The organism is Planctomicrobium limosum, assembly GCF_051465645.1.
GTDB lineage: Bacteria > Planctomycetota > Planctomycetia > Planctomycetales > Planctomycetaceae > Planctomicrobium.
This window is the reverse complement of record NZ_CP195790.1, coordinates 2,667,565-2,692,138: the sequence shown is the minus strand read 5'-3', so window position 1 is coordinate 2,692,138 and position 24,574 is coordinate 2,667,565. Positions and strand designations below refer to the sequence as shown.

Annotated in this window: 13 protein-coding genes; 5 read left to right on the top strand and 8 right to left on the bottom strand. The window is 52.9% G+C overall.

Annotation, left to right across the window (positions count from 1 at the left end; all coding sequences use genetic code 11):
• Positions 1-7 precede the first annotated feature (7 nt).
• Positions 8-820, bottom strand: a complete 813-nt coding sequence (locus tag SH527x_RS10015; protein WP_437194519.1) for a hypothetical protein — start codon at positions 818-820, stop codon at positions 8-10.
• 342 nt (positions 821-1,162) lie between these two features.
• On the opposite strand from SH527x_RS10015, the gene SH527x_RS10010 reads away from it, so the two are divergent.
• Complete coding sequence (locus SH527x_RS10010; protein WP_437194518.1) at positions 1,163-1,564, top strand: DUF488 family protein, N3 subclade; 402 nt, start codon at positions 1,163-1,165, stop codon at positions 1,562-1,564.
• Between the two features lie 610 nt (positions 1,565-2,174).
• Here the strand turns inward: SH527x_RS10010 and tsaB are convergent.
• Positions 2,175-2,861 (bottom strand): tRNA (adenosine(37)-N6)-threonylcarbamoyltransferase complex dimerization subunit type 1 TsaB, encoded by a 687-nt coding sequence (gene tsaB, locus SH527x_RS10005; protein ID WP_437194517.1) that lies wholly within the window; start codon positions 2,859-2,861, stop codon positions 2,175-2,177.
• A 320-nt stretch (positions 2,862-3,181) separates the two neighbouring features.
• Between tsaB and SH527x_RS10000 the strand changes: the two genes are divergently transcribed.
• The gene (locus SH527x_RS10000; RefSeq protein ID WP_437194516.1) at positions 3,182-6,559 is read left to right on the top strand and encodes a hypothetical protein; all 3,378 of its coding nucleotides are present in this window, start codon (positions 3,182-3,184) and stop codon (positions 6,557-6,559) included.
• Between the two features lie 93 nt (positions 6,560-6,652).
• Here SH527x_RS10000 and SH527x_RS09995 read toward each other — a convergent pair whose 3' ends face one another.
• The 3 genes from SH527x_RS09995 to SH527x_RS09985 form a co-directional block, all read right to left on the bottom strand.
• Positions 6,653-8,020 (bottom strand): DUF1598 domain-containing protein, encoded by a 1,368-nt coding sequence (locus SH527x_RS09995; protein ID WP_437194515.1) that lies wholly within the window; start codon positions 8,018-8,020, stop codon positions 6,653-6,655.
• A 402-nt stretch (positions 8,021-8,422) separates the two neighbouring features.
• Positions 8,423-9,793 (bottom strand): tetratricopeptide repeat protein, encoded by a 1,371-nt coding sequence (locus SH527x_RS09990; protein ID WP_437194514.1) that lies wholly within the window; start codon positions 9,791-9,793, stop codon positions 8,423-8,425.
• A gap of 205 nt (positions 9,794-9,998) precedes the next feature.
• The gene (locus tag SH527x_RS09985) at positions 9,999-14,243 is read right to left on the bottom strand and encodes a PVC-type heme-binding CxxCH protein (RefSeq protein WP_437194513.1); all 4,245 of its coding nucleotides are present in this window, start codon (positions 14,241-14,243) and stop codon (positions 9,999-10,001) included.
• A 522-nt stretch (positions 14,244-14,765) separates the two neighbouring features.
• Between SH527x_RS09985 and trpS the strand changes: the two genes are divergently transcribed.
• Positions 14,766-15,755: a tryptophan--tRNA ligase gene (trpS, locus tag SH527x_RS09980; protein ID WP_437194512.1), complete on the top strand. Its 990-nt coding sequence runs from the start codon at positions 14,766-14,768 to the stop codon at positions 15,753-15,755.
• A gap of 492 nt (positions 15,756-16,247) precedes the next feature.
• Positions 16,248-17,414: a hypothetical protein gene (locus SH527x_RS09975; protein ID WP_437194511.1), complete on the top strand. Its 1,167-nt coding sequence runs from the start codon at positions 16,248-16,250 to the stop codon at positions 17,412-17,414.
• 115 nt (positions 17,415-17,529) lie between these two features.
• Here SH527x_RS09975 and SH527x_RS09970 read toward each other — a convergent pair whose 3' ends face one another.
• On the bottom strand, positions 17,530-19,515 hold the full coding sequence (locus tag SH527x_RS09970; protein WP_437194510.1) for an ATP-dependent DNA helicase: 1,986 nt from the start codon (positions 19,513-19,515) through the stop codon (positions 17,530-17,532).
• On the bottom strand, positions 19,512-21,245 hold the full coding sequence (locus SH527x_RS09965; RefSeq protein WP_437194509.1) for a SpoIIE family protein phosphatase: 1,734 nt from the start codon (positions 21,243-21,245) through the stop codon (positions 19,512-19,514). Before SH527x_RS09965 ends, SH527x_RS09970 begins: the two co-directional genes overlap by 4 nt.
• Before the next feature lie 663 nt (positions 21,246-21,908).
• Here SH527x_RS09965 and lysA point away from each other — a divergent pair.
• A complete protein-coding gene (gene lysA, locus SH527x_RS09960) occupies positions 21,909-23,180 on the top strand; it encodes a diaminopimelate decarboxylase (protein WP_437194508.1) in 1,272 nt (423 codons plus the stop codon).
• A 113-nt stretch (positions 23,181-23,293) separates the two neighbouring features.
• On the opposite strand, the gene SH527x_RS09955 is transcribed toward lysA, so the two are convergent.
• Positions 23,294-24,454, bottom strand: a complete 1,161-nt coding sequence (locus SH527x_RS09955; RefSeq protein WP_437194507.1) for a formylglycine-generating enzyme family protein — start codon at positions 24,452-24,454, stop codon at positions 23,294-23,296.
• Positions 24,455-24,574 lie beyond the last annotated feature (120 nt).

Sequence of the window (24,574 nt, the reverse complement as noted above, 5' to 3'; positions counted from 1 at the left end):
CAGCAGATCAAAAATCCACCTGCTCAATTTGACGCTCCTCTGCCCCGCGTTTGAAGTACAGATCAACAGCGGAGGCAACATCTTCATTTTCTTCTGCAGCGTCCTCCTGATCAACTGGAATCAGCCCATTCAGATCGCCTTCTGCTGCAAGAACTGCATCTTCGATATCAAGGCGTTTTTCGATGGATGCGATCAACGACTTCACTTTGGTCAGCTGCGAGCTGTCGACCTGCAACCCGTTGATTTCCTTTCGAGCGGCGACAGTCCTCACTCGTGCTTCGAGTCGCGCGAGCTCAGCTTCCAGTGTTTTCTTCTGAGACAGCATGCCTTCCAGTGTCTCACGATTTGCTGTCAGCGCTGTGAGCTTGGCCGCTAGAACCTGTTGCTCGCGTTTGACCGTTTCTTCGGCAATTTTGTATCGATTGAACCGCTCGGAGAGATCCCGCTCGACATCTTTTCGTGAATAGCGATGTCCAGCATATCGGAAGGTGGAATCGTCCTTTTTGAGATCGTTCCGCATGGTGAGAATGGCACTCTCCTGGCCGTTCAGCTGCGTTTCTTTCCTAGCAATTGATGTCTGCAGCTGGGCGACCTCAACCTGTTCCTCCGCAATCAGATGCATTGATTTTCGCACCTGAGGCAGCAGTCGTTCGACTTCCTGTTTCGCCCGTTCGATTTCGAACTCGATCGGAACTTCAGCCCGAAGTTGACTTCGAACGGATCCGAGACCAGTTCTCAGGTAGCTGAACATGTCCGTGCCCAGAACAAATCCCCCGAGAGTGGTCATTGCCAGAACTCCAAAGGCGACCTTACGTAACATCTCACTCTCCTGATTGAAAAACAGCGGAACTGTTTCATCTCTGCAAAACGTGACTCATGGTTTCGAAGAAAGCTTGATCCCTTGCAGAGACCGCAGTCTCAAAAGCTCTGAGACCAACTCTCAGTGGGGAACAACGACTCTCTTATTGGGGTATTCGCGGAGCTGTTCAATTTCTTAGGAAGAATGTTTTGATTTTCAGAAATGCCTGCAAAGTTTTATAAGCTGGGTAGAATCAAGTGGTGTCATCCGAACCGTAGTAAAGATCACAGTACAGATCGCAGAACAGGTGATTCCGGTTTAAGAGACTGCCATCACCTGTGGAACGAGAGATTCGAGGCCAGAATGCTTTCCCGATATACGATGTACCGTCGACGTCCGGAAAATGCGGGGCCACTTCCAGAAGGAATTCGCCAGGACACCCGTTGGAGAACAAAGCATCTTCTTCGCCCAACAGAAGAGATCGTTGAGACGTTTCTTGAGGACACCTCAGACGCAGGCTGGAAGCAGTTTCACGACGCCTACGTCAATCTGCTGGAGGAGCGATATCAAGAGGACAAGGCAGAGTTCAGGAAGCTCGCAGATCTGGCAATCGCTCAAGACGTCTATCTGGGATGTAATTGCCCCACGCACAAGAATCCGAGAGTCGAGCATTGCCATACATGGCTGGCACTGAAATTTATGAAGAGGAAATTTCCCAGCCTTGAAGTGGTCTTTCCTGAGTCCAGTGAGCTTGAGTCGCGTTAAGTTTCTTCAGAGACGGAGTCGGATCACGAATGCAAAAATCCCTCTGGTGAACAACCAGAGGGAGACGCATGATCGAGTTGAATGAGCAGGCAATTTCAGGAAGCCCAATCAGTTGGGAATATGCTGACGCAATTTCTGAGTTGAATTGGTCAGGCTTTTGGGGTTCCGCACGGAACGAGGACGCGGAATCGGAGTGAGATCCTGAACGTCATCGACGTCGTTCCAATTGAAATGTGTGATTTCGCGTGGGGTGGTGAACGATCGTTCCCATGAGAATCGCGCAGCGTGAACCACAATCAGATCCGTTTCGTGGAGTGATTCGAAGCTTGGTTCTTCATCGACGATCACGGACAGCGCATGCAGTCGGGCGATGGATGAAGCGGACTTCGATATCGTTTGGATGGAGACACGGTTGAACAGGCGTTTCAGGCACATTCAACCAGAAGTGCCCCAGCGGATCTCTCGCTCAAACGACACCTGACTGGTCAGGGAAGACGTCCCTGTCTTTCGAGGTTCATCTTGAACACCCCGGCCATGTGACGAAGCGAAATTGTCGCGTCAGTGTCCGGAGAAGTTGAGCGATGTGACCAATAACTGGAGCACACATCCATTAGGAAGCGGTTGCGCTCGCTTCGTCTGCTTTTTCCTCGGCAGCACTGCGGCGCATGTAGAATGGCACCAAAGCCCAAGGATCAGAACTGTGACCTTCGGCATGCAGTTGAGCCCCGACTTGAACAATATCTCTGGCGTGTGGCTCGCGAAACGCCTCATTCCCCAGATTGAGACCTTCCAGCTCGCGTCGTAAAGTCGACAGGCCGGGACCTGTTACCAGGTGGTCAGTGCGAAGCTGTTCTCGCCATGTCGAAAGAGGAATCAAAGCTGCGGGGGTCACACATGTCCAGATTCCGTTGATGGCTTGATATTCCCCAGCGAAAACATCGCCACGCAGCGCATTATCGATCACCCAGACACGGTCGCATTCCGGTTGAGCAGTGGCGACCGCCAGAAAAGTATCGACACCAATTAACGGGCATCCCATTGCATAGGCGTAAGTTTTTGCGCACGCGACTCCGACTCGTAACCCTGTAAAACTGCCAGGGCCAATGCTGACCGCGAGTAACTGAATATCGGAGGGTTTGAGTTCTCGTGATTTCAGTAAATCCGCGATTTCAGGGACGAGAGTTCGTGCATGCCGACGCCCTGATGCGGTCAGATCAATTTCGCCAGCCGGAAGGCCATCGATCAGCAGCGCCACTGAGCCGGCACGTCCAGATGTCTCGATTCCCAATGCGATCATTTTGAAATATCAACAAGCACGAAATGCGCAAGCGGCTTTCGAATTGAAGGACAATTTGCAGAGTCAGTTCGGTCATCGACTGTTTTGATGGATTTTCAGGTTCCATTCAATGCTGGACGCAGGTCATTTCAGAAGTCGATTTTCAGAACTTGGGTTCTGTTGAAAAATCTGGACTTGCTGATCGCTAGAGAAACCCGAAACTTCAAACGATGTGGTATATTTTCCGGTCTGGAGATCTCTCCGGTTGCGGTTTATGTTTCGCAATTCTATCGGCCATTGCCGACGTGATACAGTCGAAATCACTGTGAGGGCAGGTTCGCTTGGAAACGGTTCAACAACTGCAGCAGATTCTTCAATCCGTGGAACCAGCAGTCTATCTGGTGGAACCGCGAATTCTGCGTCGTGTTATTCGCATGGATCGGAATCTTCAGGGGTTAAGCCTTCTGGTTCCACATGAGTTCAGCTACACGATCGAGCGCGACAGGCTGTTGATGTTTGTTGAGTTGAGCGAACTCGATGTCGCTCCCAACAGCGATCTGCCTCGACTGGTGATTCTTCTTCCCCGACCGGAAGAAGAAAGCCGCACTGAGAAAGAACTTGCCCGTCTTGGAGCGAGTTATCACCGGCGGACATTCCACGAGACGATCCATATCGAGCTTGAGAACCTTGTTGTTCGCAGACAGCTCGACGAGGAAGTCGCTCAGCTGCGCAAGCAACAACTCGGCGATATTGAGTTCTCGGAAATTCGAGACATCCTGTTAAAGGATGACTACCTGTTTCCATCTCCGACGGATCTGGACGTCTACATCGAGTTCGTTGCCACATATCTTGAACTCAGGTATTTCGCCCCTCATGAAGTGCGCCTGCACTTCCCTGCCCTGCGTGACTGGGACATCGTTGACGAAATCATTCAACAGGACTTCGATCACTTCTCTCGATTTGAGCAACTTCGCCCGTTGACGAAATTGTTTATTGCGGATCAGGAAGCAACGCAAGAAGTTGTCGTTCACACTCTGCATTCAGACGGCCGCTCCAAGAGTACATTGACGCTGGCACAACTGCGAATCCTGCAAGCAAAAGCGGAACGTGCTGCCGCTGCGGGAAACAGTGTGAAAGCCACGCTCTCGCACATGAAGCTGTCGCGAAGAGCGCCCGCCGAGCATGTTGAGTCTTCATATGAAGATGCGCTCGCCGAATTGGGCCATCTTGCTCAGCGATTACAGGCGGTTCTGGAGTTGCCACTGGAGGAAGTTCAGCAATGGACTGAAGCACTCAAGCCGTTGCTGGAACCTGCTTCCCAAGGGTACTGGTCCAACGAGGCACGTCTGCTTTACGATCTACAGAAAGTCTGTCTCGAACAGGAACGTGGTGTCTTTAAACTGGACCTGATCGACTGGATTCGAACTTTCGGGCGGCATCCGATCCGTCGTCCACTGCCGTTGATGCAGGACGCTCTGACGCTGCGTCACTTGAAAACGATTCGTCGTCGAATTTCGGTCGCACGTATCGATGCGGTTGAACGCTCACGATTGCTCAATCTGTTGAACAGCGCGTCACCGCGTGTGGAGCATCGTTCGCGAAACCGTATTCGAAACATCATTACCGATGTCTTTGATTCTGTCGGGCTTGTTCCTGAGAATATCCCGGAGCAGGTTGCGCGACGTAAAATTGTGGAAGAACTTCTCGATCGTGTGGTCGAGAAAAGTTACTTCAGCATCTCTGATCTTCGAGACACACTTTCGCGAAACCAACTGAAACTCCCGGATGTGACACGATTCCGGGAAGTCATTTTCGGTGATGGTCTCTTACGGGCCGACCGCAAGTTTGATGCAGTGTTAGATGGGGTCTATCGCCCAGGCGCGATTTACCAGCGCTGGCCACAAACACTCAGTTCGCTCTTTTTTGGGACACCTTCAGGACGATTCCTGACGCAACATTTGTTTATTCCGTTTGGCGGTGCCTATCTTGCAATCGTGTTCTTCGAACACGTCATTGCATCGTTCACTGATGGGCATGGAGCACATGATGCCGGCCTGCAGTCGTCTTCCACTGCTGCGGGCTCCGGTACTGAGCAATCGATCCCGGAAGCGATTCTTTTGGATGAAGGGGGAGATGCTTCAGGCGAGGTCATCGCGGAGATCGCGCCGGTGCTTCCCGACGTCTCAGAACTTGCATCGATTGATCCGGCACACCTGACTGCTCACGCCCATGCAGAAGCAGCGGCGGCGTCGGTTGGTCCCAGCTTCCAGTTAATCGCCGGAGTTTTGATCCTGGGGACGTGGATCTCTCTGCTCATTCAGAAACCGGCGTTCCGCCAATGGAACCGGATGGTCCTCAGTCGATTATGGCAGGCAATTCACAGCATTTTCATTGAGTTTCCATCGAAAGTGCTGCATTCAGAATACTTCCAGCAGATCCTGAAGAGCCGCGGGTTCCGCATCTTTCGGGACTATCTCCTCGATCCGGCAGTCTGTCTTTTTCTGATGTGGCTTCCGGCCTATTTTATGGGGTATCGCTGGAGTGGCCGACTGATCCTTGAGCTCTATCTGGGAACTGCTCTTTTCCTGACGTCGCCCATCGGGCGGTATGTCTCTGAGCTCTCCAGCGATTTCCTGATGAGGGCATGGAATGAACTGAAGAACAATATCTTCTCCGCCGTGATTCAGGCGATTGCGGATCTGTTCGACAGTCTGATGGTGAATCTGGAACGCTTCGTCTATATGGTCGATGAGTTTTTGAGATTCCGTGCCGGCGATAATCCGATCTCGCATGCCATCAAGCTGGCAGCGGGTGTCGTCTGGTTTCTGGTTTCATACATTGTTGTGTTTGTCTTCACACTTCTGGTTGAACCCCAGATCAACCCGATCAAGCACTTCCCGGTTGTGACCGTCTCTCACAAGGTCATTCTCCCGACTGGCCCGATCCTTGTCCGGGAACTGACGCCATATCTTGGTGTTGCTCAGGCAAACACAATTGTCTGGACTTGTATCTGGCTCATTCCCGGTGTCTTCGGCTTCCTTGTCTGGGAATTGAAAGAAAACTGGCGCCTCTACGCTGCAAACCGCAGGCCACGTCTGGAACGTGCCATCGTCGGAGATCACGGGGAATCGATGCTGCAATTGCTGAGGCCGGGGTTCCATTCAGGAACTCTTCCCAAAGCGTTTTCAGCATTGCGCCGGGAATCCAGTAAGGTCAGCCATGTTGACCACAGTTGGGTATTGAGAAAATGGGGAGCCGTGATTCACGCAGAGGAATCTGTACGGCACTTCGTTGAACGCGAACTCCTGCATCTGTTTGAAGAGGCACACGAATTCACCCCTGTGCACTGGGAAATCAGTTCCGTTCGAGCGGCAACCAATCGAATCGATGTCGAGATCTGCAATCGCGACGCTCCTGAGCAGATGGCTCGTCTGACGTGGGAATATCACGACAATAAATTGCTCGCGAGTATGGACCCTGCTCCATTAGTCGATCCATTGCCAACGGAAGTACAGCATCACATTTATGCAGCACTCTCCGGATTGCTGCAGCGATCTCGAGTCGACCTGTTCAACGGGCCAGGAGACCTGCGTCTGCACCCTGCATACACGTGGGAAACCTGGGTGGGTTTGTGGAGCAAAGACCCCACTCCTGAGTCACGCACCGAACAAAATCGGCTGGGAGTTGCTCAAGATCCAGTGGCTCCAACGGCGACGTAGGACCGCGGATGCACTCTTCTCTGCCAACCTGAAATCTTTCGGACCGTGTCCCGGTCGGTCAGCGTGATGAATTCACGTGACGGTTTCAGAAATCTATTTTGGGTTCTTGTCGCTAAACAAGTTGGATTGCTCTGCGTGCCCACGGAAGTGCTGGACGTCGGGAGTGTTGCTGGTTTTTGTTGATCGAACAACAGAGTTCAGGTCCATTGTCACTCCGCCGACGAGTCCCAGTACGGTTCCAGCGCCTGCTGTCCGAAATGTTGAGACGGATGGCATGATTCGCGGGACTGGATATGTGGAGAGTTGGAGGCGCTCGTCTTTTCGGAGTGTTTCTAACTGATCCTCCATTCCCAGGCGTGGGGCATTCTGAACGAGCAGCGTCGCACAAACTGCGGCATCATAAAGATTTTGAAGTTCGCCGAATGTCGGTGACTTATTGGCAAGGTCCTGAAAGTGCTCTGTGAAGAGCATCGCAAACTTCTCGGTACTCTGACGTGTGATCGCAGCATTCGTCCGCTGCCCTTTGATGTCCGAGAATTCTTCTTGAGCAAGCACCTTCGCGCGTTGACCAGACAGGCGGAATAGCGTCTGCTCCTGATTTGTTTCCAACGGGTCGTACATGGGAACGAACCACCAGCGCTGCAGACTGTTCCCTTGAGGACGTAACAGTGAAAGGTGACTGCGAATGCCGGGGACACCAGCAGAATTGATCCCCAACGCGATCGCCTTCATCCGGAGATCAGCCTCAACCAGCCCGGCTGCGAAATGCGAATCCGGAGGCACTCCCCAGACTGAGATTGCCTGAGGTCCCAGAATCGTTGCCATCGTATGAAATCGTTGTTGTACTTGTGCCGAACGGCTCGGGCCAGAACTGGTTCGCAGGTACTCCTGCAGTCGGGCGAGATTCTCATTCTGAGGGTCGATCGAACACCCGATGGAGCCTTCTGACAATCCTTCGCATCGCAATGCGGTAATCAGATCATCGAGTCGCATCACCGGACGACCACTAGTCCGCCCGATCATTCTGCCTGTCCCGTCAGGTGCAAATGCATCAGCAGGACCTGCGAGGTAAATGTCTTTGCGTTCAGTGTCGAAGACGATCGTATCCAGACGTTGCAGCCCTGCGAGATACATCACTTCAACAGGCAACGGCTTCTGTTGATCAAGGTGGGTTCGAATCGCTGCTGATAAGGCATTGAGACTGACAACCCGTTCTTCAGTCGGCTCGGTTATCGCTCTGGAGAGATGGTCAGCAGCATATCGGTCGACCAGTTTCTTCAGGTTGGCAGCGGAGAGCGGGCGTTCCTCGCGTAATGACACGACGCCTTGAGCGTTCACAATGACGCCTGCCGCATTGTTCCCATTATTGGAATTGTTGCCATTATTGAATTGAGCATGTGCTGCAGGAGTCAGCACGAAAAAAGCACAGCCGATCAGAAGCGGAGTGAGCTGCCGATACATAAATCTCTCCTCAACCTGTCCGGCCCGATTCCGGTTTGAACTGCAGACGATCTCAGAGTGCGAGAGCCCGATCGCACACAATAAAGAAACGCACCAGCATCCTGATTCTACACGCAGAATGAATGCAATTTACGAAATTGTCTGGCGTTTCTGGTACGCGTCCTTCGATCGCTTCGGATCGTCTGCGATGATAGAACCCCTGTGATAGATTGACGTTCGAAACGTTCGGCAAACGGAAACGGCGGCATCCAATAGGCTGGAAGCCGCCGTGTACTGTCTCGATATCGATGTTGAGAATAGCCCGAAGTGCCCGTTTCGTTGGCTCGATCCTCGGACAATCTCTCAGGTGTTCAACAGGGAGAGACCGAAGTACCGCCACGCAGAACGGGCAGGACGATCAGACTATCCCCCTGCCTGGAGCTTCTCCAGACGATCTTTGCTGTCCTTGTATTCGTAGTCAATGACCAGAACTTCGCCGTAATGCTTTTCAGCAGTGACGAAATCTTTCAACTCTTCACAGACTCTCGCAAGCAGATAATGACATTCTTTGAAGGTGTCTGGATCCGATTCTGAATTGAGATCTGGAATCGCCCGTTCGAACTGACCGCGCGCCAAAGGGAGCTTTTTGTCGTAAACAAAGCACTTGCCCAGCGCGACGAATGACTTGGCTTTCAGTCGCGGGTCCTGGCTGGATTTCTGCAGCAGCGGAATCGCGACGGTCCACTTCTGTAACTGCATCAACAGTTCTGCGAGTTCGTACTTCAGAATCAGGTTGGACGGATAGCGTTCCACTCTGGTCGTAAGGACTTCGATACGACGATCTCGCAGGGCGACTGATTTTGTAGCGGCAGCTTTGCGGTCTTCGGCGTCGCCAGTGCTGTTGGCCTTCTCCTTGGCAGCGTCGAGTTCAGCCTTCAGGAGCAGCAGTTCGACGTCCTGAAGTTGCTCGATGACAGCAGGGTCATTCTTGGAAACCTCGACACCCTTTTCGAGAATGTCATACGCTTCCTGCAACCGTTTATTCTGTTTCAGGTACGTTCCCATCTTCATGTAATGCTCAACACGTTCCGGCTCTTTACGGATTGCGTGCTTGAGATCGGCTTCAGCTGATTCGCCCGGTGCGGCGTTCCCACTGGTCTTTGCCGCGAGAGCATTCTTGTTCGCCATGACATCGCGTGTCTTCTCGGCGTCTTCGTATCCACCGCGATGTGTCGTTTTCTCGGTCTGCAGTTCGGTGATTTTCCGCATTGCTGTCAGGTCGGATGGGTCCAGTCGAGAAACCACCTCCCAGGTTTTAATCGCTTCATCGTACTCTCCCCGAGAATGCAGCAGAGTTGCAAGGGCGACGTACAATTGTCGATTTTTCTGGTCAGATCGAATCGCTTCCATATACGCGAACTTGGCGATTTCTCCACGCTCCAAAGCTGTTGAAGCCTCGGCCAGTTCGACGTTGAGCTGCGTGTCCCATGGATTCAGATAGAGACCTTCTTCCGCTGCTTTTGAAGCCTCTTCCCACTGCTCGGCCTGCTTGGCTTTCTTGATGCGGCTTCGAATCCCCATCAACTTTGTTTTGCCAAACGTTCCAGCACCCTTCCCGTTGTCGTTGTATTTCTTCTTCGTGCTGTTGCGGAGAAACTGGCGATAGAGAAGGTTGCCAGGGACGAGTTTTACGCAGGAACTGAACATCTCAACTGCGAGATCCCAGTTCTGTTTTTGCATCGCATCGTTTCCGCGACGATAGCACTCACCTGCCCATTTGTTTTCATCCGCCACGAACGTGTCTCCCGGGGGGCTGATGCCAGATTCACTGCAGGGGCGGGATGTGTATCCCGTTGAAATGCTGCGAGTCCCCTGTGGAAACAATGATCTGGCAACTCAAGAACGTGGTCACACGTCAGCGTCAGATCGACGATCGGTGGACCACGTTCAATGAAAGATATCAAATTTCAGGATGTTCAGAAACCTGAAGCGATCCCGGTTACCGGTTCACAGGTTCTGCTCGCCCCGTTGATCCGTCGACATCGACGATTTCGATCGAAACCGGATCACGGCGATGTTTGAACATGCTCAGATGGAATGTGTGTAATCCGGCAGGAAGATCGAGGACCGTCACGGCCTCTTCTGAAAGCAGGTCCTGATTTCCGTCACCATGCACAAGATACAACGCCAGACGGTGATTTGGTTTGAGCCCGATCTTGCCAGCCGTTGTGACGTTGATAGTAAACGAGATTGTTCGTTCTGGAACCTCGTCAACTTTGATGGTCCCATCGACGCGACTCGTCAGTTCTGTGCCATCCTTCTTCAACCAGCGTCGGACGAATCGGTTTTGCGGGACTTTGTATGGGCCGTCCTTCCCCAGGGAACTCAGATACGCAACCAGATCGACGAATTCGTCTCGTGGAAGTTTTGAAGTGAGATCCGCAGGCATCATCGATGTCGGGCTGTTGGCACGCTCATCAATATCTCCCTTCGGAATTGCGACTTCCTTATTCTGAGCATCACGTATGACGAGATCATCTGTTCCTTCGCGGACGATGACTCCGTTGATCACTTTTCCTTCCACAGTCGCGATGGAAACGGTGTGATACCCTTCTTTGATTTTCGCGGAAGGTTCCAGCAGTGACTGGATGATGTAGTCCAATGGGGAACTTGCACCCAGCGAAAGCATATCCGGTCCAACCAGTCCGCCTGCCCCGCCGATCGAGTGGCATGTCACACAGGCGAGGTCTTTTCTGCGATAGATTTCCTGCCCACGAACCGGATCACCGTTCTTGGTCACGGACTCTTGCAGGGCGTTCAGTTCTTCAGGGGTCAGGGTCTTTGAAACCATTGCCAGACCCCCAGCTTTCCTCATGGAATTTACAAGGGGAATGGCACGAGTTCCCGTGGAGTCTCCTTTGCGAATTGCCAGCGTCGCCAGATGTGGAGGGACCTTCTTGTCGAGGAGAGCGATCGCCAGTCGTTCCGGGCCGTTCTTCGCACTTAAGAACGCATCGAGGATGTAGCCCATCTCGGCGTTTTGCTGCTCAGTGGCAACAGTGAAAATTTCAACTGCGCGAGTCGCTGCCTGTGTTTCCGACAATGGAATCAGGTTGATGACCGCGAGTCTACGGAACGGGAGAGCGAGGGTTTTATCTGCTGCAAACTGGTCAAGAACGTCCTTTTCTTCGAGCCAGCGCAGTGCGTCGACGGCTCCGTGACGGACGGGTGTTGACTGTTTGTCATCGCGAACGATCTCAATCAGTTTTGGTTTGAACTGCTTCTGCTTCCAGAGTCCGATCAGACGCAAACCTTGAGGTGTGTCCATCAACTTCTCAAGAGCAGATAAATCGCCTTCAGGGGTGACTTGTCGACGTTGAGCCGCAGTCACGAGTGCATTCAGTTGAGCTTCTCGTTCTTCCTGATTGGAGATGGCTCGATCAAACAGAATCTTGACTTCAACCTTTCCAGCAAACTTTCCGATTGTCACGAGAACATCATTCAGGCGATCGGCCGGGATCTGCCCTGAGGTCAGCAAGGCCATGAGTGGCTTCAACGCTGCGGCATTGTCAATTGCCTTTAATACGAAGAGCGTCTTGTTGAGATTGCCAGCGAACTCAGCCTGACCATTCTCCAGTCGTGGTAACCATTCTGACTGTGTCTTTCGCATTGTCAGATACAATGCGTAATCAATGTTCGTGTCGATCTCCTGATCGAGTGCCCGAGTGGCGATCTCGGCAGCTTGAGCGGTTCCAATATCTCGCAGTGCATTGACTGCTTCGAGTCGAACCTGAGGATGAGGATCAGCAATGGCCGCTGTCAGTGATTCCAGAACCGGATACTCTGCAGCCAGCCCGAATTTTTCGTGAGATGATTGTGATAATGCACGCACGCCGGCGGCTCGGGCACGATGGTCAGGCGACTTCAAAATCGCAGTGAGTAATTCAGCGGGGATTTGATTAATCCCCTGACTGACCCAGAGTGCTTCGAGTCGTAATTGCTCAAAACGTGGATCTTTCGGATCCAGTTTGGCGACCCATTCTTTCGTCGCAGTTGCGACTTCTTCGTGATTTCGATTCGTCAGATGCACGCGGGCCATCTGGCGTGTCCATTGCTCTGGCAGAGTCAGCATTGCCAGCAACTCGGGAATCGATGCCTTTTCGAAGTTTGGCGGAGTCGTTGCTTTTTGACCTTTCACGGTCACTTTCCAGATACGACCGTGGCGATCGTCTCGACGTGGATCGCGGAAGTCGACTTCCCCGTGATTGATGATCGAATCGTGCCAGTCGGCGATATAGATAGCCCCATCTGGTCCCATCTTCAGGTCGACAGGCCGAAATGCTCGGTCGCTGGAAGTCAGAAGGTCTTCGTGCTGGTTTGAGACATATCCCGATCCGTGTGGAGCGAGCTTGAATCGATTGATCCGGTTTCCGCGGAAGTCAGCAGCGATCAGAGAATTCTGCCAGTCGGCAGGGAAATGTGTACCTGTCACGATTTCCAAACCGCAGTGTTTTGGCTGCCCGGGATTCATGCCGTGCAGGATGCGGTCGTATCCAACGGCGCTGACAAATGCAGAACCTGGGAAGACATAGTTGATCCCTTCTCCGCCAGCACCATCGGTAGCAAAGTTCTGACCCCAGTCGTCGTAGATATGGCCCCATGGGTTGACCAGTCCAAACATCACGGTGTTCGCTCGCGCAGTGCCCTGACGATAACGCCAGATTCCTGAGCCGAGCATCTGTTCGACACCGTAGGGAGTTTCCAGTTGACTGTGGATGTAGATGGACTGGTTGAAGCAGAGTAAGGAGTCCGGACTCCAGCGGAAGGTGTGCAGGATGTGATGGGTATCTTCGGTTCCAAATCCGGAGAGGAGGACCCGTCTCTCATCGCCGATTCCATCTCCATCGGTGTCTGCGACGTGGATCAATTCGGTTGAGTTCGCGATGAATGCCCCCCCCTTTTCGTCAGGGAGAACCGCGGTCGGAATCAAAAGACCGTCGGCAAAAATCGTCTTCTTGTCGGCAACTCCATCTCCATTGGTATCTTCCAGAATGGCAATGTAATCGCTGGGTGCCGCACCCGGTCGCAGCTGTGGATAAATCGGGCTGCTGGCCACCCATAATCGTCCACGACTATCGAAGTTCATGTGAATCGGGTTCGCGACGAGCGGCTCTGCTGCGAAGACCTCGATCTGCAGACCATCGGCCATCTTGAATGTGGCCTTCTGATCTTCAGGGCTCAGCGGCTGGAATGCGAGCGGTGCCGGCTCTGGCAAAACGATTGATGGCGGAGCAGGTTTTCCTTGCAGGAATGCAGCAATCTGTTCTTCAGTTCGTTGAATTAAAGGATCGAATTCCGAAATCTCTTTCGCGTTCTGTCCTTGTTCGTGTTGCCGGAAACCACGCAGATAAGTTTCGTTCTGCGGGCGGTAGCGGTGAAAATACAGGTCGTTCTTTTTGCGAATCAGATCGACCAGTGTCGGATCCGGCTTTTTCACGGCGTCTGCTGGAACATTGAGTTGCTTCAGGACAGTTTCAGCAATGAGTGCATATCCTGCGGCATTGAAACGAATTGTATCGAAGGTCAACGCTTCGTGATCCGCATCAAAAACGGCTTTGATTGGATCGAACAGGTCGAGATACAGGTACCCGCCTGCGTCTGCGAATTCCTTCAGCTTCTGAGCGACGGCTTTGCGATTCTCATTGAGTTGATCCGGGTTTGGAAGCGGCGATGGAAGTCGTTCTGCAGGTGGCGGAGAAACAATGACGATTCGGGCGGTGCGTGTCTTCAGGTCGTTGATGAGTTTTGTATAGGTCTCCATGAAACGTGGGAGACCTGCGGCCCCTTCAGCGGCTCCATTTTCTCCATACGCCACGAAGATGATCGTCGGCTTTAGGCGATCGACTTCTTCCAGCAGGCGTTTATGACCCTCGGTTGCTCCCCCAAAGTACCCGCGAGCAATCCCGGTTGGGTCATCGCCGGCCCAACCCATGTTGCGGAATGAAATCGTCCGATTGGCCCAATGTGCGGAAAGGGCGGCTTCCAGCAGATTGTGTTTGATGTCCTGCTCGACTAACTCCGAACCCAGAAAGAGCACCCGGTCTCCTTCTTTGAGTTCAAACTTGGCGTCGTCGGCAATGGCCGTCTGCGAGATCATGATCCCCACGGCAATTGTCAACATCACCTGCAGGCGACGAATCGTTTTGCAGGCTCGAATTTGTGGTAAGCACCAGCGTGATATCATGGAGCGGATTCCGCTTTGGAATGAAAAATATCAATAAATGGCAGGAAATTGAGCGGCTTCAGTGTCGACTCCGACTTCGATCCTGTTGCATTTGAACGGGATCGCAGGTGCCGGAGTGCGAGGTGTGAATCCTCTTGAACTCGAATCCTGTTATGCAATGCAGAGGGATTGATCCTGTATGATTCACCACTTTTCAGCAAAATGCCGGTCCGTGTCGCCTCATTCTTGTTTGACTCTCGATTATTGAGAGTCACGCGGATAAATCCGTTAATTACATACCCTTCCAGCTTATTGAGAACAGTGACGCCTCGTCAACGAATGCAGCATGGTTGATCAGTTAAACCATTGCGGATCAAGGCTCTCTCTCTGTTTTCCCGTTTAATCCTCCCGATCGGCTGCAGAGTCGAGCAGGAAGATTACACTGTGTACGAAATGGCAGTGTTCAAGTCGCAGTCTCGGTGAACATGGCGTCCGGTCCAGACGCCGGTCTCGAGGCTGAATCCGATCGAAAGATGATGTTTCATGCGAGTGCTCTCCGGAATTCAACCAACTGGCCGATTCCATCTCGGAAACTACTTCGGAGCAATCCGTCAGTACATCGCGCTGCAGAACAATGAGCAAGCCTTCTATTTTATTGCCGATTTGCACGCGTTGACGACCGTTCGAAATCCTGCGGATCTGCAGGATTATACTCTGAACGCTGCACTCGATCTGTTGGCATTGGGGCTCGACCCTGAAAAAGCGACGCTGTTTCGTCAGTCGGATGTCCCGGAAGTGACGGAACTGACGTGGCTGCTGATGACCGTCACCCAGATGAGTCTGCTGGAAAAGTGTCACGCCTATAAAGACAAGCTGGCCAAAGGGATCGCTGCCGACGCCGGTTTGTTTACCTATCCGGTTCTCATGGCTGCGGACATTCTGGCGTATGACAGCAATCTTGTTCCGGTTGGTCAGGACCAGATTCAGCACCTCGAAGTGACGCGCGATCTCGCTCAGCGGTTTAATCACATTTACCAGACGGAAGTTTTCGTTCTTCCTGAGGCACACGTCATTGCCGAGACTTCAAAAGTCCCAGGTACTGACGGCGAAAAGATGTCTAAGAGTTACGGAAACACGATCGAAATCTTCGAACCGGCCAAGAAACTTCGGAAGAAGTTCATGGCAATCAAAACGGATTCCACTCCGATGGAAGATCCAAAGAATCCAGAGACCGACTCGGTCTATGCCCTCTACAAACTCTTCGCTTCCCCTGAAGAACAGGCCGCGCTGGCCGACCGATACCGGGCGGGGGGCATGGGGTATGGTGAAGCAAAACAGGCTCTTTACGACAAAGCGATGGAGCATTTCGCCGAGGCTCGAGAAAAACGGGCTTACCTCGAAACTCACCTTGAGGAAGTCGAAGACGTCTTACGGGCCAGTGCGATCAAAGCTCGAGAAAAGGCCAAGCTGGTCCTGGAACGTGCGCGAACAGCCTGTGGACTGCGAGCCACCCCTGCAAGCGCCGTCAACTAAGGCCGTTTGAGTTGAGGTCTGTGTACTCAATGGGTTGTGTGTGAATCAGTTGAATTCCTGTCGTAGGGCCAACGTCCGCGACGGGATCTCCTCGGCGTTTCTCCCTCGGATTGGCATGCTGAAGGGTGGTCTGCTCCCTGATCTCAGGAGCAAACCATCCTGAGCCAATCCATGCCCGCGGAGCAGGGATCTCCCTGAAATTGCATCTTTTTTCGTGGTGAGAACTTCAATCGTTCGCTCGCCAGTTACGGCGATTTTACTCAGATCGCCTACGTTACTTAAGTGTGTGTTGTTTTGTAACCTCTTTTGTGATAATTGCTTGCGCTACGTGATGGCTGTGCCGAATTGCATTGCCAGAGGGAGAGAATCGTATCCGAGTGGACGCTTTCACTCGATCTTGACGCATTTGACGATTTCCCGAAGAATCCGCCGATCCGGCAGTTCTTGCCGATGATTGCGTCTTTCGCTTCCTTTCGATTCTAAGGTGCCCTTGTGACCACTCCCTTCATGCTCCTTCTGGCGACATTGTTGCCTGGTTCGGCAGGACTGGAAAATGAGTCACCATTTCATCAGGCATTACAGGACGAGTCCGCCTGGGTCACTCGGGCGCAGAGTCCAGACTACTCGTATAGCACCAATGGCTCTCCCTACTTTGGTGGAGGGACTGGCCAGATTGTGAACACCGGCGCTTCGGTTCCGGTGCAGCAGGTCCAGCAGTACAACGGTGTCGATCCGTTTATGAATCAGGGGGGATACCCTGCTCCGATTCAGGATCCATTTTCTGGCGGGGCCGTTCAGCCGTACATGTCACAGGTCCCGAATGGGTACTACATGAGGGGGATTAACGGTCCTCAGCCTGTCCGCTATGGATGGAGCCACCGACTCGATTTCACATACATCCCGCGAGCGACGGCCTATCCCCCGGCAGATGGGGGATTCGAAGTTTTCGGTGTTGATGCTGAGATGATCCATACAAAGCCCTTGGGGAATAACTGGACATTCCTGATGGGCCCGCAGTTCAGCTATCGCTCATGGCAAGGTCCCGGGGAGCAGCCAGGGGCGGACGTCGATCTTCCAGGAGGAGCGTATCGCTTCGGGTTGGACATGGTGATTCGAAGTCCGACCGTAGGCGGATGGACATTTGAAGGGGGCTTCAATCCTTCGATCGCGACAGATTTCCGATCAAGCCTTGATAGCAATTCGTTTCTGTTCGATGCACACGCCGTTGCATTCTGGCAGCTGGGGCCAAAGTGGACACTGGCCGCAGGGGTGCTGTACTGGGACCGCGTCGACAGCATTATTTTGCCATACGCCGGAGCGATCTGGACACCAAACGATATCTGGGAATTTCGTTTGATCTTCCCGAAACCACGAATCAGTGTGTTCCTGGGAACGCCAATGGGAGTGCCAACCTGGGCATATGTTGGAGCAGAATATCACGTCGAAGCGTATCAGGTGAAACCAAAGACATTTGCTGATGACACACAAATCCAGTTGGCTGACTGGCGTGTTGCCGGCGGTCTGCGATGGGAAACCGGATGGCTGACCAGCTTCGCGGAAGCAGGTTACATCTTTGACCGAAAGAATGAGTACCGGAGATACGGTGACAAGTTCGAAGTCAAAGACGGATTCATGGCCCGCATGGGGTTCCGCTACTAGGCCGGTTCGGTCGATCGCAAACCTGACTTGATGCTTCATCGCAAATAGCCAGAAAATCAATCGCAGGAGTGGCTCAACAGATTGAGCCACTCCTGTTTTGTTTACTGGAGTTTTTTTACTGGAATTGTGGATCGAGTCGACTGACGACGCGTCGGCAAACGGGAAGACTTTCGAGAAACAGTCGCCCATATGGCTTGGTTCTCATACGCGGGTCGAGAATGACGACTTGCCCGGTATCTGTCGCCGTTCGAATCAATCTCCCAAATCCCTGTCGCAGTTTGATGGCGGCCTCCGGGACTTGATATTCGGTAAACGGGTTCCCGCCTTGCTCTCGAATCCGCTCCACTCTGGCTTCGAGCAAGGGATGGTCCGGAACACTGAATGGCAGCTTGGTGATGATCACATTTTTGAGTGCATCACCGGGGACGTCGACTCCCTGCCAGAAGGTTTCCGTCCCAAAGAGAACAGCTTCCCCGTCCTTACGAAAACGCTCCAGTAATGTACTGCGTTGCAGGCCATCGCCCTGACAAAGAAGCAGGCGATTTTGTGATGCGAACCAGCTGCTCAAGCGACGGGCGCAGTTCTGCAACATTCGGTAACTGGTGAACAACACAAACGCGCCGCCAGTCGTGTCGTTCACGTGTTGCTGAATCCGTTTAACAACCGCGAGTTCATATTCCGCTGGGCGATCTCCCGGGTCTGGCATCTGATCGGGAAGGACCAGTGTCGCCTGATTCTCATAGTCAAACGGCGATCCCAGTTGAACTTCATTCGCCTTCGACAATCCAATTCGTTGACGAAAGAAGGAGAAGTCCTGTTTCCCGACGGCGAGTGTCGCACTGGTCAGGATGACGGTGGGGACCTGATTGAACAGTTCATCACGCAGGGTCGCACCCACATCGACAGGCGAGGACATGAGCTTCACGCTTCGCATCCGCCCGGATGTCGCTTCGACCCAGTAAACGGCATCTTCCTGTCGCTGCTTGAGCCAGGTAACCAGCGAGGTGCCCATTGCATCCAGCCGGTCTGCGCTCGAATGCAGTTCGACCTGTTGCCCCTCATCATTCAGGTCCGCTGCGAAGGTCCGTAATCGCAAAGCCAGGTCATGAATGGTGGAGCTGACTTCATTCTGAACGTCGAGCACCCGGCGAACACGTCCATTCTTGCTGCCGGACGTTTCCCGCCATTGATCCAGCTCGTCGAACAGCATTTCCGTAACGATCCGCAGGTGTGCGACGAGCTTCTGTTCTTCTACCAGATTGTGGTGAATGAGCAGCCCTTTGCCGGACCGATCGTTGTAGAGCTTGTTGAACTGATAGTTGAACTGCCCTGTCGACAGACTCATTCCCAGATGCGAAGCCGCGACATCTTCGAGCGTGTGGGCTTCGTCAAAAACGGCAACGTCATAATCCGGCAAGACGCTGGCCCCTTCGCGTCGCAAAGCCAGATCCGCGAAAAAGAGGGCGTGATTGACGATCAGGACGTCGGTGTTCCAGACTCGGCGACGAGCACGATAGTAAAAGCAATCTTTATACGTCGGGCATTTTTTTCCGAGACAGTTTCCATGCTCGCTACGGACTTCATCCCAGACATGAGACAGGGGCGAGAAGTTCAGATCTGCGAGACTTCCGTCATAGGAATCTTCTGCCCAGCGGACGATGGAGCGTAATTGCTGTTCCTCTTCGGATTCAAACAGCGAACCTCCTCGATCCTTCGCTGCATACATTCTGCGCAAGCTCAGGTAATTGCCACGGCCTTTGACCAATGCAGCAGAGAATTCAACCGGGAGAATCGAATTCAGAAATGGGATATCCCGCGAGATCAGCTGTTCCTGAAGGCTGATCGTGTGTGTGCTGATGACGATTCGCCGCGTCTTGCCTTCCGTCTCCTGACGACGTGCTGCAGCAAGAATGCACGGGACCAGATAGGCGAAGCTCTTTCCAACGCCAGTCCCCGCTTCGACAACAAGATGCTTCTGTTGTTCGATTGCAGCTTCCACAGCGGCAGCCATATCAGCCTGCTCAGAGCGGATTTCGTACTGCGGCAACCTTCTGGCAATGAACCCGTCCGGTGCAAAAACATCTGCTACGGAGGGAATCATGTCAACGACCTGTGAACACCAATAATGCAGGTATCGTCCCGCGAAGTCTGCTCGCCTGTGAATTCTTCAACATCTTCCACAAGCATACTGATCAGATCACTGATCGGTCCTTCTGCGTGTGTGAAGAAGTTCGTCAAACGGTGTCCGCCATAGATCTCACGATCGCCGGTCATTGCTTCAGTGACGCCATCGGTATAAGCGAGAATCGTATCACCCGGCTCGATCTGCACCGTCTCTGACATGTAGGTCAGCTCAGGCATGATCCCCAGTGGGAGGCTTGCCGTTTCCGTGGACAGGGTGTGAACAACCCCGTTCTTATCACGACGCAGCGGGGGAACATGCCCTGCATTCACAATCGTTAACGAGTTTTCTTTTGGGTCAATCAGCATCAGCAAAAATGTAATAAAACGATGCCCCAGACCACTTGAAGCCAGTTCTTCGTTCAACCCGGAGACGGCTTCTTCAACGGTTTTTCTGGTCAACAGCTGGAATCGTGTGGAGGAGTACAATCGGGCCATCAGTAATGCGGCGGGCATTCCTTTCCCGGCAACATCCCCGATTGTCATGGCGACGCGACCGTCGGGCAGAGAAATATAGTCGAAATAGTCTCCGCCGACACTCAACGCGGCTTCGTAGTAATCTGCAAACGTATACGAGGGAACAACGGGACGTGATTTTGGCAGGAATCCCAATTGAACCTGCGTCGCAAATTCCAGATCTCGTTCGAGTTCCCGTCGCAACACCTGCTCTTCGTGCAGGCGAGCATTCTCAACCGCCATTGATGCCTGTGCCGCGAGACTCGATAGCAGGTCTAGGTCTTCCTCATTGAAGGCTGAATCGTTGTCTCGAGTGACAATCTGAATGACGCCGACTGCGTCTCGTTCAGGGTTAATCATCGGGACGCACATGATTGAAGAGATCCGCATTCGCGACAGTGCGGTACTCTTCTTGAATCGCGAATCATCCAGCACATTGCGACTGAGGATCGATTCTCTGGTCTGCAGCGCATGTCTTACAACAGTCATGCTGACAGCGACGGTTTCCGCTTCGTGACCGCCCCGAGTGCGACTCGCTTTCACTTTCAGCTTGCCTGATTCCGTGTCCTTCAGCAGAACAAAGCCCTGCTCTGCCTGAGGAAAGATATTGAACAGGGTGGTCAACATCTTGGGGAGAACGGACTCGATCTGCAGGTCACGGCTCAAGGCTCGTGTGAATTCGAGAAGCGCTTTCAGTTTGATGCTCGGATCAATTGTCGAGCGATAATTGCCGTCGACTGGGAACTTGCGAAACGCGGTGGCGTCTTCCAGACCGGCTTGCTCGGTGACTCTGGCCGGAATGATGTGACTGTGGTCAAGAACCGACGCCTGCAGCAGATTCAATTGCATCGGCTCCAGTGTCAGCCGAGGTTCTTTTCCCTGCTGTTCCTTCTGATGTGACTGCTGATACTGTCCAAAGCGTAGGACAATGTCGCAGAGTCGAATTTGATCGCCATCCTTCAGCTCTGTTCGGCCTTCAATCTTAACTTCGTTGACGAACGTTCCGTTCCGGCTGCGCAAGTCTTCAACGTAGAACGTTCCGTGACTCTCCAGAATCTGCGCGTGATGACGGCTGACGACACCGCTTTCGAGCACCACCTGACAGTTTGGGTGTCGCCCAACGATCGTTCGGTCAGCCACCACTGGAAACTGCGTTCCTTCTGAGCCCCCGTTGATCACCTGAAGTATGGCCAAGAATGACGCCTCTAAAATGAACTTGAATTGAAAGCAAATGGATTGGCGAAGCGAACGGACTTCAAATCACCCGACAAAGTCGTTCCAACGGATAAGGGTCAGATGCCGGTCTCGTGTTCGAAGTGGAGCGTTCCTTCGTGCGCAAAGGGATTCTCATGTCGTAAGTGATTGAGTCATCGTGGTAGTGAACGTACCAGCCCCTTCTTGATCAACCAGGAATAGGTTCGAAATCGATCTGAAAGGAAACGAATGGATCTGCGAAGTGAGTGAACCGATGCAGGTGGAATAACTGGAGTGACCAGTCCGCTTTGCTAAGGTTCCCTTGGTTATGGAGATGCAACAGGTGGTTGCATCTCCAATCAGCTCGGGAATCGCCAGCTGGCATCCATCTGAGATGTGTTATTCCTTGTCGAACCTGCATATTACCGGTCTTCAGAAGTCAGGGCAATTCCTTGTCGGACAAGATAGCGGGTTCTCCTGCGGATGAGTGGGAGTTGCTTCACCTGTGTGTTATTCTTGTCATTCTTTGCTTTCTTTTCAGGTCCGGTTGAATTGGATCAATTGGACTTTCGCCGATATAGAGCTTTTCGGTCAGGTCAAGCTGGAAACGCCTGCGGCGATGGTGTGGCGGATTACTTCAAATCACGAGAATTTCGGTTTCCAATGAGTTACTTCGAATATCGGCAGGGTGAACTGTATTGTGAGAACGTTCGTGTTGCGGACCTGGCCAAAGAACACGGCACTCCGCTTTGGATTTACTCTCAGGCGAAGTTGCTGAACGAATACAACGCAATTCGCGACGCATTCGCCGAAGCCGATCCTGTGATTTGCTATTCAGTCAAAGCCAATTCGAATCTGAGTCTGTTGAAGCTGCTGAACGAAGCTGGCAGCAGCTTCGACGTTGTCAGCGGTGGTGAATTGTATCGCGTCCGCGAGGCGGGCGCAGACACGACTCGCGTGGTGTTCGCAGGCGTTGGGAAGACTGATCGAGAAATCGAAGAAGGTCTGACGAACAACATCCTGATGTTCAACGTCGAGAGCGAAGCGGAACTGGACGCCATCTCGCGAGTTGCTGCTCGCATGGGACGCGTCGCTCCGATTGCACTTCGCTTGAACCCTGATATCGACGGCAAAACACACGCCAAAACGACGACCGGGAAGAAGGGGAACAAGTTCGGAATGGACATCGAGAAGCACAACGCTCTTGCAGCGAAAGTGCTCGCCGATCAGTACCTCGAACTTCGCGGGATCCACCTGCACATCGGGTCACCGATCAACACAACCGAACCATACGAGCAGGCCGCTAAAAAGGCCTGCGACGTTGTTCTGGAACTCCGCAAGCAGGGACACCAGACAAACTGGATCAACCTTGGTGGAGGTTTCGGGCTGAACTATCGTGGTACAGAAGCCGCAACAGCTGCTCAGTATGCAGAAGTGATTCTGCCATACATTAAGAAAGCAGAGTGCCGTCTCGCATTGGAGCCAGGCCGTTCCATCTGTGGAAACGCTGGTGTGTTGATCAGCCAGGTGATCTACACCAAACGAGAAGGTGGCAAGCTGTTTGTCATTCAGGACGCAGCGATGAACGACCTTGTTCGACCTGCGATGTACGATTCCTTCCATGCAATCTGGCCGGTCGCTCCATCTGTTGAAAAGCCGAGCGACTTTGAAGCCGAGATCCCAGGTTGCGAACCTGTCGACGTGGTCGGGCCGATTTGTGAATCCGGAGATTACCTCGCAAAAGGCCGCTGGTTCCCACCGGTTCAACAGGGCGACTTGATCTGCACGTTCAGTGCCGGAGCATACGGAACGACGATGAGCAGCAACTACAACTCACGTCCACGGGGAGCGGAGATTCTCGTTGACGGCTCAAACAGTCGAGTGATCCGCCGTCGTGAAACTTACGACGACTTGATTGCTGCTGAACGCGTCTGATTCTCAGAACGAAGTTTAGGATCTAAATGAAATTGGTGGCGAAGTGACAGGTTCTTGCCTGCTGCTTCGCCACCATTCATTGATGGAGTTCTCTTGTCCTCGGACGTCCTCAGTTAGCGAGGAGATCCCAGGCAAATACGGAAACCGTCTCTGGAGTCCGAGTAGGTGACGGACTGGATTCCCAGTCGAACTGCACATCGCGCATTTCCTGGGACATCGTAGAAGTTCCCGCCGCGGCAAACTGGTCTCGATACAGTCTTCTTTTCTGGATCAAGGTAACGAACTTCTTCATGACCGCCGGCTGGATCGAAGTCGTCGATGACAAATTCCCAAATGCCTCCGCACATGTCAGCCAGCCCGAATCCGTTGCGGCCCCGTTCTCCATAATGGTCAACAGGCGAGACCATGGAGTATCCATCTTTCCAGGGAAGCTTGGCACCTGACCATGGGTAGTCCCGACCTGGAAGATTGTCCATCGCAGAGATGTTCAACCGCCCTTTCGCATCTTCCAGGCTATTTCCCCACCAGAAATAGCTGCTGTCTTTGCGGCCTCCTCGACAGGCGTATTCCCATTCCGCTTCTGTTGGGAGTCGGTAAACGAGCCCTTTCGGTAGAGTTCCTGCCTCTTGCTCTTTCTTTGTGAGCCATTCGCAGAACGCTTTCATGTCGTTGTAGCTGACACAAGCGACAGGGTAGTCTTCACGATGAGGCACACCATGATTCGAGTCTCGCCAACTCTTGTCTGACATCGTGACCCAAGGGTGTGGCGGCCTTCCTGGATCTTTCGGGTCAGGAGTCCAGTTGTGATCGAAGCACATTGTGTGTCCGCCGGGCTTCTCTGCGTCGGAGACATACTTGGTTGCATCAGCGAAAGCGCGGAACTGACCGATGGTGACCGCGGTTCGTCCCATCCAGAATCCTTCTTTCACACGCATTGGACGCGGCTCGCCTTCGTATCCTTCACGCACTCCTCCGCCTGAAGAAAACTTAGCCCCGCCCTCCTCGCCGACTGCCCACTTTTTTTCTTCAGCGGAGCTGCCCATGATGAAATCGCCTGGTGGAATATAGACCACCTCAAGCGAAGTCTTGTCGTTGAGCTTGACCTGTTTCGCATCCCCTTGCTTGGGCTCAGCTGCCAAGGCGGAATTGCAGAGCGTTGTTGCACAGATCGCAGTCGGAATCGTGAGTGCCAGTGCACCGAGAACAGTTCTGCGAGAAAGAGAAAGACCGATAGAATCGAACCGAATGTCGCGACACCAGACTGGTAATCTCATGAGCTTCTCTTTGGCCTGAAAGAGTGGTTCCGTTGTGAATACAGACTGTTCGTACTCTAACGGTTAAGTGCTCTTTGATGCAAAGCGAGCCGCAGAAAACTTGGTCCGACGCCCTGAAGT

What these genes read in the sequence shown, in the direction of transcription:
- SH527x_RS10015 (WP_437194519.1), bottom strand. Translation starts at nt 820, where the DNA reads ATGTTACGTAAGGTCGCCTTTGGAGTTCTGGCAATGACCACTCTCGGG.
- SH527x_RS10010 (WP_437194518.1), top strand. Translation starts at nt 1,163, where the DNA reads ATGCTTTCCCGATATACGATGTACCGTCGACGTCCGGAAAATGCGGGG.
- tsaB (WP_437194517.1), bottom strand. Translation starts at nt 2,861, where the DNA reads ATGATCGCATTGGGAATCGAGACATCTGGACGTGCCGGCTCAGTGGCG.
- SH527x_RS09995 (WP_437194515.1), bottom strand. Translation starts at nt 8,020, where the DNA reads ATGTATCGGCAGCTCACTCCGCTTCTGATCGGCTGTGCTTTTTTCGTG.
- SH527x_RS09985 (WP_437194513.1), bottom strand. Translation starts at nt 14,243, where the DNA reads ATGATATCACGCTGGTGCTTACCACAAATTCGAGCCTGCAAAACGATT.
- trpS (WP_437194512.1), top strand. Translation starts at nt 14,766, where the DNA reads ATGCGAGTGCTCTCCGGAATTCAACCAACTGGCCGATTCCATCTCGGA.
- SH527x_RS09970 (WP_437194510.1), bottom strand. Translation starts at nt 19,515, where the DNA reads ATGATTCCCTCCGTAGCAGATGTTTTTGCACCGGACGGGTTCATTGCC.
- lysA (WP_437194508.1), top strand. Translation starts at nt 21,909, where the DNA reads ATGAGTTACTTCGAATATCGGCAGGGTGAACTGTATTGTGAGAACGTT.
- SH527x_RS09955 (WP_437194507.1), bottom strand. Translation starts at nt 24,454, where the DNA reads ATGAGATTACCAGTCTGGTGTCGCGACATTCGGTTCGATTCTATCGGT.